16 protein-coding genes are annotated in these 15,217 nt (G+C 34.8%); all 16 read left to right on the top strand.

The features are described 5' to 3' along the window. The first annotated feature begins 120 nt into the window (after positions 1–120). Entirely contained in the window at positions 121–1,170 is a 1,050-nt protein-coding gene (locus BFJ97_RS06865) for a DnaD domain protein (RefSeq protein ID WP_068983889.1), read from the top strand. 99 nt (positions 1,171–1,269) lie between these two features. Then, on the top strand, positions 1,270–1,776 hold the full coding sequence (gene ssb, locus BFJ97_RS06860) for a single-stranded DNA-binding protein (protein ID WP_068983888.1): 507 nt from the start codon (positions 1,270–1,272) through the stop codon (positions 1,774–1,776). Positions 1,777–1,902: 126 nt separating this feature from the next. Continuing rightward, positions 1,903–2,394 carry a Holliday junction resolvase RecU gene (locus BFJ97_RS06855; protein ID WP_368072738.1) on the top strand — a complete coding sequence of 164 codons (492 nt, stop codon included), beginning with the start codon at positions 1,903–1,905 and terminating at the stop codon, positions 2,392–2,394. Between the two features lie 390 nt (positions 2,395–2,784). Next, positions 2,785–3,246 (top strand): helix-turn-helix transcriptional regulator, encoded by a 462-nt coding sequence (locus BFJ97_RS06850; protein ID WP_068983886.1) that lies wholly within the window; start codon positions 2,785–2,787, stop codon positions 3,244–3,246. Positions 3,247–3,354: 108 nt separating this feature from the next. After that, positions 3,355–4,002 (top strand): hypothetical protein, encoded by a 648-nt coding sequence (locus BFJ97_RS06845; protein ID WP_068983885.1) that lies wholly within the window; start codon positions 3,355–3,357, stop codon positions 4,000–4,002. Between the two features lie 446 nt (positions 4,003–4,448). Continuing rightward, entirely contained in the window at positions 4,449–5,540 is a 1,092-nt protein-coding gene (locus tag BFJ97_RS06840; RefSeq protein ID WP_068983884.1) for a hypothetical protein, read from the top strand. Then, on the top strand, positions 5,455–6,129 hold the full coding sequence (locus BFJ97_RS06835) for a hypothetical protein (protein ID WP_139114389.1): 675 nt from the start codon (positions 5,455–5,457) through the stop codon (positions 6,127–6,129). Before BFJ97_RS06840 ends, BFJ97_RS06835 begins: the two co-directional genes overlap by 86 nt. A 415-nt stretch (positions 6,130–6,544) precedes the next feature. Continuing rightward, positions 6,545–7,276 carry a hypothetical protein gene (locus BFJ97_RS06830; protein ID WP_068983882.1) on the top strand — a complete coding sequence of 244 codons (732 nt, stop codon included), beginning with the start codon at positions 6,545–6,547 and terminating at the stop codon, positions 7,274–7,276. Between the two features lie 87 nt (positions 7,277–7,363). Then, positions 7,364–7,774: a hypothetical protein gene (locus tag BFJ97_RS06825; protein WP_068983881.1), complete on the top strand. Its 411-nt coding sequence runs from the start codon at positions 7,364–7,366 to the stop codon at positions 7,772–7,774. A 111-nt stretch (positions 7,775–7,885) separates the two neighbouring features. Next, on the top strand, positions 7,886–8,608 hold the full coding sequence (gene terS / locus BFJ97_RS06820) for a phage terminase small subunit (protein ID WP_083226935.1): 723 nt from the start codon (positions 7,886–7,888) through the stop codon (positions 8,606–8,608). Beyond that, the gene (locus BFJ97_RS06815; protein WP_068983880.1) at positions 8,608–9,915 is read left to right on the top strand and encodes a PBSX family phage terminase large subunit; all 1,308 of its coding nucleotides are present in this window, start codon (positions 8,608–8,610) and stop codon (positions 9,913–9,915) included. Before terS ends, BFJ97_RS06815 begins: the two co-directional genes overlap by 1 nt. Before the next feature lie 14 nt (positions 9,916–9,929). Then, on the top strand, positions 9,930–11,432 hold the full coding sequence (locus BFJ97_RS06810) for a phage portal protein (protein WP_083226934.1): 1,503 nt from the start codon (positions 9,930–9,932) through the stop codon (positions 11,430–11,432). Continuing rightward, positions 11,413–13,086, top strand: a complete 1,674-nt coding sequence (locus BFJ97_RS06805; RefSeq protein WP_068983879.1) for a minor capsid protein — start codon at positions 11,413–11,415, stop codon at positions 13,084–13,086. The genes BFJ97_RS06810 and BFJ97_RS06805 overlap by 20 nt, the downstream gene beginning before the upstream one ends. A gap of 5 nt (positions 13,087–13,091) precedes the next feature. After that, positions 13,092–13,373, top strand: a complete 282-nt coding sequence (locus BFJ97_RS06800) for a hypothetical protein (protein ID WP_139114388.1) — start codon at positions 13,092–13,094, stop codon at positions 13,371–13,373. Between the two features lie 152 nt (positions 13,374–13,525). Continuing rightward, positions 13,526–14,110, top strand: coding sequence for a phage scaffolding protein (locus tag BFJ97_RS06795; RefSeq protein ID WP_068983877.1), 585 nt, complete (start codon positions 13,526–13,528; stop codon positions 14,108–14,110). Between the two features lie 21 nt (positions 14,111–14,131). Then, positions 14,132–15,217, top strand: a complete 1,086-nt coding sequence (locus BFJ97_RS06790; protein ID WP_068983876.1) for a phage coat protein — start codon at positions 14,132–14,134, stop codon at positions 15,215–15,217.

Below are 15,217 nucleotides of genomic sequence, written 5' to 3'. Positions count from 1 at the left end.
AACTATCGAATTATCAAAGTGAGTGGTAGTTTCGCGGTTTGTGAGAGGTTTGAAGGTTTTTTATGAATAAATTCATGATTGAAAATTTGAATATTGCGACATAAGGAGAGGCGAGGGCAAATGGCTAAATACAGATACGTCTACACAACTTTTTGGAACGATCCTCGTGTGGTTGAGGAAATGACAGCAGAGGACAAGTACTTCTTCCTGTATTTGCTGACAAATGAAAGTACGACACAAATTGGAATCTATCAAATTACTAAAAAGCAAATAGCTTTCGATATGGGCTACTCAATGGAAAGCGCTGGTGCATTACTACAACGCTTCAGAGACCACCACAAGATTATTAAATACAATGAAGAAACTCGTGAAATAGCTATTAAAAACTGGGGCAAATACAATCTGAATCGCGGAGGCAAACCGATTCTAGATTGTGTGAAATCAGAACTAAAAGAAGTGAAAGATACTTCATTGATTCAATGGGTAGGCGAAGGAATCTCGAACGATTCTGTACGTATCGTCTACGAGTCGTACTACGATACGTCACACGATACGCATAACGTTACGTCAGAAAATGGAGAATCCAGTAATGATGCGGGTTCTTACGATACGTCAACGATACGTGGACAAAAAGAAAAAGAAAAAGAAAAAGAAAAAGAAAAAGAAAATAAAAAAGAAAAACAAACAACAGACAGGGAGGTCGGTAAGTCGTCTGTCACTGAGGAACAATTAACATTCTTAACAAAATTCTATGATAAAAACATTCAAAGAGCATCTGGTTACATTTGTGAATGCATTGAACACATGACTCGTGAAAATGATCCAGCACTTGTTTATGAAGCTATGAAAATCACAGCACTTCAACAACCGAATAAACCAATGCAGTATACAGAACGAATATTAGCGAATTGGAGAAAGGATTTTATAACGAATGTTGAGCAACTAAAGGCTAAGGAAGAGAGGGAGAAAAACAAGCGACAACAGTCTAATCAATCCTCTTATCAAAAGCCTAAGGGTCGAACAGAAGTAGTTCCAGAGTGGTTCAACAAACGTAATGAAGAAGATCCTACACCAGTTACTGAATCTAATAGCAATACTATAGATTTTGAGGCTGAGAGACAAAAGGTTTTAGATATGCTTGGGAAAAAGGAGAGTGTGAGTAATGGCTGAAAAGTTGGAAGTTACTCCAGATAACATGTTAGAGGAAGTTCTCAGATACTTAGAAAACAATGTATAAGCAGGAATTGCTAAAAGAAAAGAGGTTTTAAATTGATAAATCGTGTCGTTTTAATTGGCCGTTTAGTAGCTGATCCAGAGTTACGATATACACCAAATGGTATCGCCTCATGTAAGTTTCGAGTGGCAGTCAACAGACCATTTAAAAACGAAGGTGAGCAACAAGCAGACTTCATTAGCTGCGTTGCATGGCGCAAACAAGCTGAGAATCTAGCAAACTTCATGAAGAAAGGCAATTTAATAGGTTTGGAAGGGCGAATCCAAACAGGCAGCTATGAAGGGCAGGATGGCAAACGCGTTTACACTACAGATGTAGTAGCCGACAGCATTCAGTTTTTAGAGCCAAAGAACGGTACAGTAGGCTCACAGAGCACTTCAAACTACGAATCTAGGACAAATACAGGTGGAACGTATCAAGGCGGTTCACAAGGGCGATATGGCGGTAATAACAACCAGCCAAATTATACAAAAGGTAATGAAGATCCGTTTGCAAATAGTAAGGGACCGATTGAGGTTAATCAGGATGATTTACCGTTCTGAGAAATTTATTAATCAACTATATGATTGAGGATTAATTACACGCTGCTGGTAGAACGGCGTTAGGTTGTTTTATCAGCAGACTTCTAAGAGCGTTAGCTGGAGGGCAATCATGGCAGTAAAAAATAAATCATACGCCAATCGCGGTATCTCGAACATATTATCGACATGGCAAACAACAAATATCGGAATACAGGTGTAGCAGATGTACGGAAAATACCTACGCCAGTAAAGATTTTAAATAACACAGGAAACCGAATCACTGGGCATCTAGAGAAAGCAACTTGGGTCGACTATTCAGGCGTATATAAAGGCAAAGCGATTATATTCGATGCCAAGGAAACGGGTATTACAAATTTACCTCTAGATAGCATCCATACACACCAATACGAGCTATTAAAATCATGGCACAGAAAAGGTGCTATTGCTTTCCTTATCGTTTATTTCAAACTTCACGACAAATACTACTTACTTCCGTTTGAAACGCTAAGAGAGGCTTGGGAGACGCGTGAAAATGGTGGTAGAAAATCTATTGCTTGGGAAACTTTTGAAAACGAGTGTATTGAGGTTAAGTCAAAGGATGGGTATACGTTGCATTACTTGGATGCGTTGGAGGTATGACGCATGAATACAGTACGCAAGGAAGTTAAACAACTCAGAGCATATAACAAAAAAGTTTGGTGGGAATAAACCTACCAAACTTTAAGGATTAGTTAGATCTAGGTTTCTTTGAAAGAATCCAAGCAAGAACAACTAAGACAATAATTATCCAGGCTAATTTATATGGTAAAACAACTACATTCCAAGAGATAGAAATGATATTAGCTATACTTTCAAACATAAATGAAAAATCGAACATATTTTGCCTACTTCCTTTTTAACCAAATTATAGCATACAAACAGATTCGGAAAAGAAAAAGCCGCAGCGTGTTCAGACGCTACAGCTCAGAATTGGTCATGCCCTTTGAGGTTTCTCAAAATTATTATAACACACCGTAGGAGGGCAAACCTATGTTAAAAGGGCAAAAAGAAATGAATAAAGAACAAATCGAACAAGCTTTAAAGGATTATCGTTGGATGTTGAGTACACTCGAGATCCATAGAGATGCAGTAACAAAGATGGGAGACAATGGTATTAAGTCGGCAACAGCTCAATACGGAGAGGAAGCTGGCATGCCGAAAGGACAAGGGAGTAATAGTGATCCAGTTTTTAATGATGTAATACGTCGAGAAATTTATTCAACACGTATTATTTTGGATTACAAGCGTAAGGTCAAGGAAATTCAAAATCGTATGAAATATATTACAAAACCTCGTGATATAGAGATTCTACATTGGATGTTAGAAGGAAAAAGCTTTGCTTGGATTGGAAATCATATGAAACTTTCGGAACGACATATTAGACGCATCAAAGATTCTATAGTGGATCAAATGTTAGAAATAATGGATTCTACATGTAATAAGGTTTCTTAAGAAATAATCGCATCCCAATAACCTATGGGGTGCGATTTTATTTTTATACGAAAATAGTTTCTTGTATTGTATAATATTAGGAATTACGATTTCGGAGGTAATAGGATTATGGAAAAACAAGAGAAAAAAAAGAATGGGAGAAAACAGGTTGACGCTCTACATTTAATATATTTAGGAATAATTACTGGAGGATTGATAGTACTATTATTGTCATATATTTTTGGGGAATCAATAAAAGCAGGCTCACATTTGAATTTTGCTGCTACATTAACGTCAATCTTATTAGCAGTTATTGCCATTGTGATTACTTTAATCGATGTTGCTGGTCAAAGAAGTAATATATTTGATGTGAAGAATAGTGTAGAAAATTTACAGACAGTAAGTGTCCAAATTGAAGAAGTGCTTGAGCGATATAATGAGCAAAGTGTAAATACAATTACTCAATTAATGGAGATAGTTAATGAATTAGGTGAAAGTCATAAAGAAATGGCTAGTCAAATGAGTTCTTTGACATCGAAAATTGAAAATATACCTTCAGAAGTTGCCGAAGTTCAGGAGTTGAAAGAAGAAGCTAAAAAAGTTAATGAGAAGTTTAAAGACCAAGATAAGGATATATTTATTAAGGAAGTAAGAGTAAATGGTATTTCATATCCAGCAAAGCAAATATCACCGGTTTCTTCCGGAAATTCAGAAATAGGAGCTTCCATTACTGTTTCGAAAAAGGGTAAACCACAGCCGACTATTATATATGAATGACAATGTACAATAGCATATTATAACTTTAAATGTCCGATATGCCGAATATGTCGTAAGTTTGATAGGAAATAAACCTATAATGTATCATGTGAGGAAGGACGGCGCGGTAAGGTTTTCCTGCATTGGTATTTCTAAAATCTTAATTATTAGGGAAAGACAGACCGACGACCGACCAGCGCTCCATAAATTTATTCGGAGCATGACATACATGGCCGGCCCATATTTTTAAGAGATTAGGTATCTTAATTATTATAAAAGGCTAAAAATAAAACACCAAAATCTTTTAATCCCCTTTAAAGAGTTTGGTGTTTTTTGGTTGAATTTGTAGATAAAATGAGCTAATATAAAGAGAACAAATGTTCCTTTTGTGTCTATGTATTTACTGTTATACCCAAATAATGTATGATTTTAGTGGTAAATTCATATAATTAAAGGGGAATGAAAGAATGGCTACTCAAAAAGGTAAAAAGACAAGAATGAAAATTAAAGGTTTTGAAATATCAAATGATATAACGTTAAATGATACTTTAAAACATGGTTTTTATTACAATCATGAATTAATGGATTTGTTTTTTAATTCAATTCTGTTAATTGATTTAGATAAAAGAAAATATAAAAATGATGAAGTTACATTAAATCTAGTAGAATACAAGCAATCTAATAATGTTAATATGATGGAAGGGATATTTACAACTGCAAGACATGGTATTCCTAAAACTACAATAAATATCGAGACTCAAGAGGAAATGAATACTATTGAACACTACGAAGGAGTGAAAAGTGAAATTCATTTTACTCTTGATAAGAAAAAAGGTCTTTTGCTTGTACAGGAGGATAAACAAAATCATGTATTTTCAAGATCTGTTTTGAAATCATTTTTATATTCGCATAGACAGCTTATTTTCCCTTATATAGAGGAATTTAATAGAGAAAATTTTGCTAATAAAGCATCTTTATATAAAAGAGGATTTTATGCAATTAATTCTTTGCCTCCAATTGATTTTATTGAAAAACTAAATGAATTTAAAACTATAAAAAGTGGAATATTATATATTAATTCCTCAGAAAATAAACAAGTTAATAACGACGTAATTCAGAAATTAGAAGAAGAACTAAACGATCATGAGATAGATGAATATGACATCGAAATGAAGATAAAAAATAAATCACCAAATGGCATGGTGAAAACATTTGAAAAATATTTTAACAGAATGATGGAAATTCAAAAATATGATGATTATGCAATAGAGGGTGTAACTAAATCAGGAGCTACAAAGAAAATTACACCAGATTCAATTACTAGAGAATTTGATATAGAAGTACAAATTAATGGAAATGGTATTCCTAATTTAGATGATATATTTAATGGAATGGAAAGTATAATATTGCATAAAAATCCTTTGGTTGATAAAGAGGAGTTTGATCAGTCATTTTTCATAAAGGATGATACTAATGTTCAAAAGAAAATCCAAGAAATCGCAAACGCGATCAATAAAACTGAAGAGACACAGGAAGAAGAGAGAGCAGGAGCAAAGTAATTTAAAAAGAGTAATATCTGGCTACAGACAAGGAATGAAGAAGAAGAGATTTTTCTTAGAAATCATGTTGCCATTAATATTAAGTGTTTCATCGGCATTGTTATATTTTTCTTTTAAAGATGAATCTTTAATAACAAGGATAACAACAATTAATTCGAACATTTCTTCAGTTATAGCTATCCAGATAGGATTTAATATTACTTCTTTGGCGCTAATCGCTTCTTTCGGGGAGTCTGCCGGTAGAAAGGCATTTACTAAAATAGAAAATAAAGATGAAACATATGATAATATGAATCAAATTATATCAACTTATGTTTATAATATCTCTATTTATATTTTACTTCTAATTTGGGGATTTTTACATCTTTCCGTTATTGAACCGATATTTAAGGCGGATATTGGATTGAAATTAAATTATTACTTTTTCCTTGTATCTAAATGGATTTATTTTACAGGATGGAGTTTTTTGATTTTACACGGCTTTATCGTATTTATGAGGAACGTGGTTTTAATTCAGTTATATCTGTTAAGTGTATTAAAGAACAATAACAATAACAATAACAATAACAATAAATCAAATTTGGAATAAAAATTGTATATGAAAGATTAAAGGCGTGTTTTTGCGTCTTTTTCTTTTGGTTAAAAAATGTTGAGAAGGAGTGATTTTTATGTGAACTTCGTCACTTTCCATAATTCAGTCAAACTTACAAAGCAACAAGTGCGCGGATACGCACTATAAAACTAAAATACAATTCGTTTATTTACATGATACGTGGTGCAGTTCTACCACGGTTCTAAAAGTGAGCTAACTCGACAATTACTACAATAACAAAGCTTTCATCTTAGGATGGAGGCTTTTTCTTTTGCTTTGAAAACTGCATCAAACAGCCAAAACATTTTGTGATGATAGGGCAGAGTTTGGTGTGGTTTTGAGAGTTTAATCAAAATTTTATTAAGGTTTTGTACATACCTTTCGTTTTATTATAGAATGGGAGGTTGATATTTTGAAAAAAGTTTATGTCGGTATTTTAATAATCGTAATTCTATTATTACCATTTACAATTAATTTTATTGGTAATAATTACAAGATAGATTCCGAAGCGAATTTTGGTGATTGGATAGGATTCTGGGGAGGTTATTTCGGAGGGATTGTTGGAAGTATAGCTGTAATATTCACTACTTATATGATCATTCAACACGAAAAAAAACTGTCAGAACGAACTTTTTTAGAACAAATTAATTTACAAAAACAGATGATGGTTGAACAAGATAGAATGGAAAAAGAGAGAATAAAGATACAGTATGAACTAAGTGAAAATGATGAATTCTATAAAAAATTAATAGAATTACAAACACTATTTGTATCTACACATAACAAAATGATGGAATTAGTGATCATAAAAGAAGCTATGCATTTAAATCAGATTGAATATTCGATAGATGAAATTGTAAAAAATAGAGATATTGCAATGGAATCTAACAATAAATTTAGAGAAAAATTAATAGACATTATTTCAAATTTCAATATAGTATTTAACAAATTTGACCTCAATGATTTTTTTAATATTGTGGAAGAATATAAAGAAGTATTATTAAGTGTTAGAAAAAATGATTTCAATTTTGAAGAAGCTTTTGAAATATTGGAGAATAGTAATAAGATTTTTATTGAAGTATGGAAAGAACAAATTTCCTTCCAATCAGAAACAAAGAAAAAGTTATTGACTAGATTAAAGTAAAAGATTAAGGCTTCGAACGTTTATATCAAAAATATATTAATGACATACATTTCCTTTTCACTCTATTATTGAGTGGGAGGTGAGGTTATGGAAAATTGGAAAAACCTTTTTTATGAAACGGCAGAAGATTACTATTTAAAGGATTGTATGTCTAATTTTTTGTTAGCAAGACAATTAATTATTGATAAAATTGAAAATGTTTTATCTCCTTTAAAGCGAATTGATGAAAATTTATATTACATCGAAGATCAATCACTTGTGCGTGTAGGTAATATTGAAATAAATTTTTTAACTGAATTTATACTACCTGGGCGAGATATTGATACAATACGCGTCGTAAAAAGAAATTTAGTAACAGATGAAGAAGAGTTATCGGTGAAAATTCATATAAACGATAACGGAGGCAGTATACAATACGGCGATAACAAGCCAGAAAAAGTAACAGAAGAAAATATTGATTTACTGTTAAAACATCTATTAATGGATAGTTTTAAATAGTCATAAAAAGCATTCGTCATTTAAAACGGATGCTTTTTTATTTCACAAAGCAACTAGCATAATGGGGTGATTACAAAACAAACAAATGATGGAGGTGGTGGTGTATGAGATATGGCTAGACCAAGGAATCCGAAACGTGATGAAGCGTTTCAAATGTGGCTAGAAAGCAAAGGGCAAATGCTTTTGAAGGATATTGCAGAGCAATTGGAATTATCCGATTCTCAAATTCGAAAGTGGAAGAACCAAGATAAATGGGATGACCAATTGAAAGGTAACGTTACTAAATCCAATGGTAACGTTACTAAACGAAGTCGTGGTGCTCCTGTAGGTAATAGCAACGCTAAGGGGCATGGTGCACCTAAGCAAAATCAGAACGCAACAACACACGGGTTCTTTGCTAAATTCCTACCTGAAGAAACACTCGAAATCATGGAAGCAATGAACGAACGTTCTCCAGCCGATTTAATCTGGGATCAAATACAGATTCAGTATGCTGCAATTATTCGTGCTCAACGCATCATGCATGTTGAATCGAAAGACGAAATGATTAAGGAGCTCAAAAAACATAAGGATACAGAATGGGGAGAGGAAGTCGAATACAACTTCCAATTCGCATGGGAACGACAGGCGCAACTACTCACTGCTCAATCAAGAGCAATCGGGGAGTTGCGTTCTTCTATTCGTCAATTTGTTGAGATGGCTGATGCTGATGATGAACGTAGACTTAAGCTTGAACAAATGCAGTTGAATATTGATAAGACAAAAGTAGAAATCACTAATCTTGATAAAGACCGTGATAAATCAGTTCGAGTGGTGATTGTGGATGATGTGTGATGACTGACAAACGTATAAGTATAGCTAGTATCATTACAGAACAATTCAAACCATTTTGGCGTGCTTCCAGAGCAAAAGAGCATCTACGTTATGTTTTAAAAGGCGGTCGTGGTTCTGGTAAGTCGTTTCATATTCCAATGCGTATCTTATTAGACATCATGGAATACCCAGTGTCAGCTATTGGTATTCGTAGGGTACAAAATACAATCCTAAAGTCTGTTTATGCTAACTTCAAAGCTGCGGCAAATATCATGGGAGTTCGTGATCAATTCCGTTTTGTTGATTCCAAGCTCGAAATCACTTACTTAGGCAGAGGGAACAAGATTTATTTTGCTGGCGCTGATGATCCGGAGAAGATTAAATCTATTAAGGATGCAGATTTCCCATTGGCCATAGCATGGTTTGAAGAATTAGCAGAATTTAAAAGTGAAGATGATATAACAACAATTGAAAACTCGATTCTACGTGAGGAGTTGGAAGGGAAGATCTTTTCGCAAGCTGACAGACAGCAAGCGTACCCTTTTGACTACTCTTTTTATTATTCTTACAATCCACCGAAGCGTAAGCAGTCGTGGGTGAACAAGAAGTACGAGGGTTCAATGATTGATGATAATACTTATGTTCATCATTCTACGTATTTAGGAAATCCGCATTTATCGAAAAAGTTTATTGAAGAAGCAGAAAATGTTAAGAAAAACAAGCCGTTAAAATATCGTTGGGAATACCTCGGTGAAGCAATAGGAAGTGGGGTTGTTCCGTTCGATAATCTACAAATTGAATCAGGTTCGATTACTGATGAAATGGTTGCATCGTTTGATAACATCCGAAATGGTAACGACTTTGGATATGCAACGGATCCATTAGCATTTGTCCGTTGGCATTATGACAAAAAGAAAAACGGTATCTATGCTGTTGATGAAATCTATGGCGTGAAAATCAGTAATCGAAAACTAGCCAAGGAATTGAAAGTTAGAGGCTATCAATCAGACCGGATAGCAGCTGATTCAGCGGAACCGAAGTCTATCGCTGAATTACGTGACGAACAAGGAATACCACGTATTTACGGTGTTAAGAAAGGTCCTGACAGCGTGGAATATGGCGAAGAATGGCTCGATGATTTAGATTTCATTTGTATTGATCCATTAAGAACACCAAATATCGCAAGAGAATTTGAGAATATTGATTACCAGACGGATAAGGACGGTAATCCTATCGCTCGTTTAGAGGATAAGGATAACCACACAATTGATGCTACGCGCTATGCATTTGAAGAAGATATGCGAGGTAGCACATACAGTTTTGATTAGAAAGAGGTGAGGACATGGGTTTTTTCCCTTTTCAAGGTGCTATTACAGAAACAGATAAATTAAATTCAATTATTGGTGAAGGTGCTAAAAAAGGCATCACATTTAAAAAGCGTATCGAAAAAGAAATAGCAGAATTTAAGTTATCTGAAAAGCGCAGCTGGATGTTTGAAGGTGACAACTATTTCGAAGGTAACCACAATATTTTAACTCGTAAGCGAATGGTTATTGGTAAGGATGGCGAGAAAGAAGAAGCTACTAATCTGCCAAACAACAAACGCGTTGACAATCAATACGGTAAGTTAGTGAATCAAAAGGTTAATTACCTATTCGCTAAACCTTTAACGCTCGAAACAGAGAGTGAGATATACCAAAAGGCACTTAAACTAGTTTTAAACAACAGATTCCACAAAACGCTTAGAAACTTAGGTGAACATGCTTTTAATCATGGCATAGCATGGATTTATCCGTACTACAATGAGCGTGGAGAATTTAGCTTTATGCTTATTCCAGCCTATCAAGTGTTGCCTTATTGGAAAGATACAGAACGAACCGTATTAGATTATGCAGTTCGTATTTATTCAATTGAGGAATGGAAAGGTGATAAGAAAGAAGTCATCGAAAAGGTTGAAATCTACACCGTTGATGGGATTGAAAGATACATTCTTGATAATGAAAAGTTGATACCTGATGTAGAGCTCGGCGAAACTGCAACATACTTAAATGTCACGAAAGGCGGTCGTTCAGAAGGGCGTAACTGGGAGCGAGTGCCGTTAATACCTTTCAGATACAACAGCCGTGAAATACCTCTTATCAAGTCAGTAAAGAGCTTACAAGATGGTATCAACGAAATCCTTTCAGACTTCAATAACAACATGCAAGAAGATGCCCGTTCAACAATCCTTGTGATTCACAACTATGATGGACAGGATCTAGGAGAGTTTCGTTATAATCTTGCTAAGTTCGGTGCTGTTAAAGTACGCAGTGACGGAGTTAAGGGCGGTATCGATACACTTACAGTTGAAGTAAATAAAGATAACTACGAATCTATTCTCACGTTATTCAAAAAGGCACTAGTAGAGAATGGTAAGGGCTATGATTCAAAAGATGATCGTATGTCGAACAATCCTAATCAAATGAATATCCAGTCTATGTATTTAGATATTGATTTAGATGCTAATGGTATTGAAACAGAGTTTCAGGCTTCGTTTGAAGAGCTGCTATGGTTTGTTAACAAACACTTGGAGCACATAGGTAAAGGCAACTTCGATAACGAAACAGTTAAGGCAATCTTCAACCGAGACATACTCATAAACGAATCCGAGGTTATTGATAGCTTATCTAAATCAACAGACTTATCACTTGAGACTCGTATTGCTCAACATCCTTATGTTTCTGATGTGCAACTGGAGTTAGAACGTAAGAAGAAGGAACAGCAAGAACAGATGGATATGTACGATAATTACGACACCACTTTCCAACAAAAGCAAGGTGAGTTAAATGGCAAAGAAAACACGTGATTATTGGAGAAAACGTTTTGAAATGTTGGAGCAAGCGCAGCATGAGAAGAGCACAACATACTATAAGGATCTTGAAAAAGCTTATATCAAAACGATGCAAGAAATTGAAAAAGATATTGCTCGATGGTATCAGCGCTTTGCCAAAAATAACGAAATTTCACTTGATGAAGCGAAGCAGCTGTTAAAAAGTGATGAATTAAAAGAGTTCCGATGGACCGTTGAGGAATATATCGAATATGGCGAAAAGAACGCAATCAACCAGAAGTGGTTGAAGCAACTCGAAAATGCATCTTCTCGTGTCCATATAAGCCGTTTGGAAAGTTTGCAAATACAACTTCAACAGCATGTAGAAAAACTGTATGGTAGACAAATTGAGGGCTTTGAGCACTTAATGAAAGATGCATATCAAACACAGTACTATCACACAGCATTTGAAGTACAGAAAGCTTTCGAAATTGGCTTTACTTTGCAGGCACTAGACGAAACGAAGCTAACAAAAGTCATTAGCAAGCCTTGGACTGCTGATGGTCAAACGTTCTCAGCGAAGATATGGCGTGACCGAAACTTATTGCTTGATACATTGCACACTGAACTTATTCAATCGATGGCCCGTGGTGAAGCACCAGACCGTATGATTGGTTCCATAGCTAAAAAAATGAATACCTCACGTTCTAACGCTTCTCGGCTAGTTATGACCGAATCAGCGTTTTTTAGTGCTGCTGCTCAAAAGGATGCATATGATGAGCTTGAAGTTGAAAAGTACGAGATTATAGCTACATTAGATTTTAAAACGAGTTCTATATGTCGAACGATGGATGGCAAGATTTTTAAACAAGAAGATTTCATGCCAGGGGTAACAGCAAATCCGTTTCATCCTCGATGTCGAACGACAACAGCACCGTATTTTGATGATGAGTTCAGTATTGGTGAACGTGCTGCAAGAGATGCTGATGGTAAAGTGTACTATGTGCCATCTGATATGAAATATGATGAATGGAAAGAAAGGTTTATCTTAAATGATAAATCCGTTACCTCTAAAAGAGAAATTCGAGATGAATCGAATGAACGTAATCGTAAAGTGTATCCAGTCAAACAATCCAATGTAAATTGGCAAAATTATTTAAATGTAAATCAAGTGGGTAGTGATCTTTTAAACGAGATTCACAGTGAATTGAATGGATTTATGAATACAAAGCGAAAAGAAAAAATGTACTTAATAAATAAAGAAAATAATTCGATTGAAACCTCTTTAGAAGGATCCGATATTGATAGAGTTGATTTAACAAAAGAAATAAATGATGTTTTAGAAAAAAGCCCACAAAACAGCTTAATATTTACACATGTTCATCCAAGTCCAACCTCATTTTCAAGTGACGATTTATTTTTAATGGTAAAATACAAGTCTCTAGCTGCATATACTTTGGAATGTGCAAATGGGGATAAGTACATTTTAGATAGAGGGAGTTATAAGAGTTCCATATTTAAAAATTTATTTTTTCCAAGTGAGTATGATAAAATTAAGCGTCAAGTTGCAAAAAGCTTCCCTGAATTAGATGATCCTCAAAAAATTTATGAAGTTTGGGATTCATTTATTTATGAGGTTAATAAAAAGTTTGCCGAAAAAAATAATATGATTTTCAAGAAAGTTGAGTGATTCAAATGAAAGAAGTATTGATGAATTTGGATTTACCTGATGTGTACAAGGAAAACTTATTTGAATATGTCCCAACACTTGATGGCGTACCTGATTATATTGATTTGATTCCAAGAGGGTACACGATGGGGAAATGTCAAAAGCTACACAAACTTGTGAGTATTGAGAGCATGAAATACCACTTGAACGAAGCTATTCAAGACGGTGAAATTAACGATGATGAAATGATTGAAGCAAATAAACTGATTCAAGAAGCCATTCAAGAATATAATGAAATGAGCACTTAGCCTCCTAATTAAGAGGGCTGAGTGTTTTTTATTTTCAGTGAACTATGTAAAGTTTGTCGTAATCGTCTTTTTCGAGCTTGTAGACGTTAAAGAATAAGCTTTTAAACCTATCGTGCCGTTGCACGTAAAACACGAAGTAGGAGGCAATAGAAATGAAAAAAGAAGATTTAATTGCAATGGGATTAAGTGAAGAACAAGCTGATAAAATCATCGAAGGTTTTGGAACAATGATTCCTAAAAGTCGCTTTGATGAAGTAAATGGTGAGAATAAATCATTGAAAGAACAACTTGATGATCGTGATAAGCAGTTAAAAGAACTTGCTAAGAATGAAGAAGCTACAGAAGGTCTGAAATCAGAAATTACTCGATTGCAAGATGAAAACAAGGCAACTACTGAAAAGCATTCTGCTGAAGTAAAACAATTAAAAATCAATAGCGCTGTTGAATTAGCGCTAACCGGTGCAAAGGCTCGGAATCTTACTGCTACAAAAGCACTTTTAGACTTGAATGGTGTTGAAATCGATAAAGATGGCAATGTCGTTGGTTTAGAAGATAAGGTGAAGGCCCTTGTTGAAAATGAAGAAACAAAGTTTATGTTTGCTTCTGATGAAACAGTTATCACAGGCACAACACCAGGTGGACAACCGAATGGTGGAGGAGATCCAGTAGATACATCAAAAATGACGTATTCGCAGTTAGTCGCTTATCAGGAAGCAAATCCAGGAGCAAAAATTTAATTAAAAGGATGGTAAAAACAAATGACAAAATTTGATGCTAAATCATTTAATCCGCAAGCATTTGGTCAATATGTGGACCGTATTCCAAACTTAAAACGAAATGAATTATTGAAATCAAAGGCACTGAAACCAAGTTCTGAAATTCGTGGTTTATTCAGTTCACAGACAACTACTGCTTATGGCCGTATCCCTATGTTTGGTAATTTAGATGGTGCTGCACTTAACTACGATGGTCAAACAGACATCACAGCAACAAGTACCGAAACGTATGAACGTGGCGTAGTCGTATATGGTCGTGCTAAAGCTTGGATTGAAAAAGACTTCTCAGAAGATATTACAGGTGGCGTAGACTTCATGGATAATGTTGCTCAACAAGTAGCAACTTATTGGGAAGAAATCGACCAAGATGTATTGTTATCGATTTTAAGCGGTATTTTTGCAATGACAGGTGCTAAAAACCTTGATTTTGTAACTAATCACACATATGACGTTACCACTAAAGCAGGTGAAGACTCCCAAGGGAACCTACTAAATAAAGTTGGCCCAGCAACACTTAATAACGCTATGCAACAAGCATGCGGTCAAAACAAATCGAAATTCGCAATTGTTATCATGCATTCAGCGGTAGCTACTAATCTAGAAAACTTACGTTTATTTAAATATCTGCAATACACTGATGCTGATGGTATTCAACGTGATCTATCTATTGGTACTTGGAATGGTCGTATTGTATTAGTTGACGATTCAATGCCATTCGAAGAAGTGCCAGAAGATGGTGGCAATCCAGCACATACAAAATATACAACTTATGTACTTGGTGAAGGTGCATTTGATTTCGAAGATATTGGAGCAAAAGTACCTTATGAAATGTCTCGTGATCCAAAAACAAATGGCGGTCAAGATACATTGTATAGTCGACAACGTAAAGTACTTGCTCCATACGGCATCTCTTATGAAAAGAAATCACAGGCAACACTATCTCCAACAAATGGTGAATTAGCAGATGGTCAAAACTGGTCATTAGTACACAACGATGGTAATGGTGCAGCTCGTAAAACAATTGATCACAAGGCTATTCCTATTGCTCGTGTTATTTCTCAAGGATAA

The sequence above is a fragment of the Lysinibacillus xylanilyticus genome, from assembly GCF_001708185.1.
GTDB lineage: Bacteria > Bacillota > Bacilli > Bacillales_A > Planococcaceae > Lysinibacillus > Lysinibacillus xylanilyticus_A.
The sequence above is the reverse complement of the archived record's forward strand: the minus strand, read 5'-3'. Positions and strand labels throughout refer to the sequence as shown.

What these genes read in the sequence shown, in the direction of transcription:
- terS (WP_083226935.1), top strand. Translation starts at nt 7,886, where the DNA reads ATGGCTAGACCAAGGAATCCGAAACGTGATGAAGCGTTTCAAATGTGG.
- BFJ97_RS06845 (WP_068983885.1), top strand. Translation starts at nt 3,355, where the DNA reads ATGGAAAAACAAGAGAAAAAAAAGAATGGGAGAAAACAGGTTGACGCT.
- BFJ97_RS06850 (WP_068983886.1), top strand. Translation starts at nt 2,785, where the DNA reads ATGTTAAAAGGGCAAAAAGAAATGAATAAAGAACAAATCGAACAAGCT.
- BFJ97_RS06835 (WP_139114389.1), top strand. Translation starts at nt 5,455, where the DNA reads ATGTTCAAAAGAAAATCCAAGAAATCGCAAACGCGATCAATAAAACTG.
- BFJ97_RS06790 (WP_068983876.1), top strand. Translation starts at nt 14,132, where the DNA reads ATGACAAAATTTGATGCTAAATCATTTAATCCGCAAGCATTTGGTCAA.
- BFJ97_RS06800 (WP_139114388.1), top strand. Translation starts at nt 13,092, where the DNA reads ATGAAAGAAGTATTGATGAATTTGGATTTACCTGATGTGTACAAGGAA.
- BFJ97_RS06865 (WP_068983889.1), top strand. Translation starts at nt 121, where the DNA reads ATGGCTAAATACAGATACGTCTACACAACTTTTTGGAACGATCCTCGT.
- BFJ97_RS06795 (WP_068983877.1), top strand. Translation starts at nt 13,526, where the DNA reads ATGAAAAAAGAAGATTTAATTGCAATGGGATTAAGTGAAGAACAAGCT.
- BFJ97_RS06810 (WP_083226934.1), top strand. Translation starts at nt 9,930, where the DNA reads ATGGGTTTTTTCCCTTTTCAAGGTGCTATTACAGAAACAGATAAATTA.
- BFJ97_RS06815 (WP_068983880.1), top strand. Translation starts at nt 8,608, where the DNA reads ATGACTGACAAACGTATAAGTATAGCTAGTATCATTACAGAACAATTC.
- BFJ97_RS06805 (WP_068983879.1), top strand. Translation starts at nt 11,413, where the DNA reads ATGGCAAAGAAAACACGTGATTATTGGAGAAAACGTTTTGAAATGTTG.
- BFJ97_RS06825 (WP_068983881.1), top strand. Translation starts at nt 7,364, where the DNA reads ATGGAAAATTGGAAAAACCTTTTTTATGAAACGGCAGAAGATTACTAT.
- BFJ97_RS06840 (WP_068983884.1), top strand. Translation starts at nt 4,449, where the DNA reads ATGGCTACTCAAAAAGGTAAAAAGACAAGAATGAAAATTAAAGGTTTT.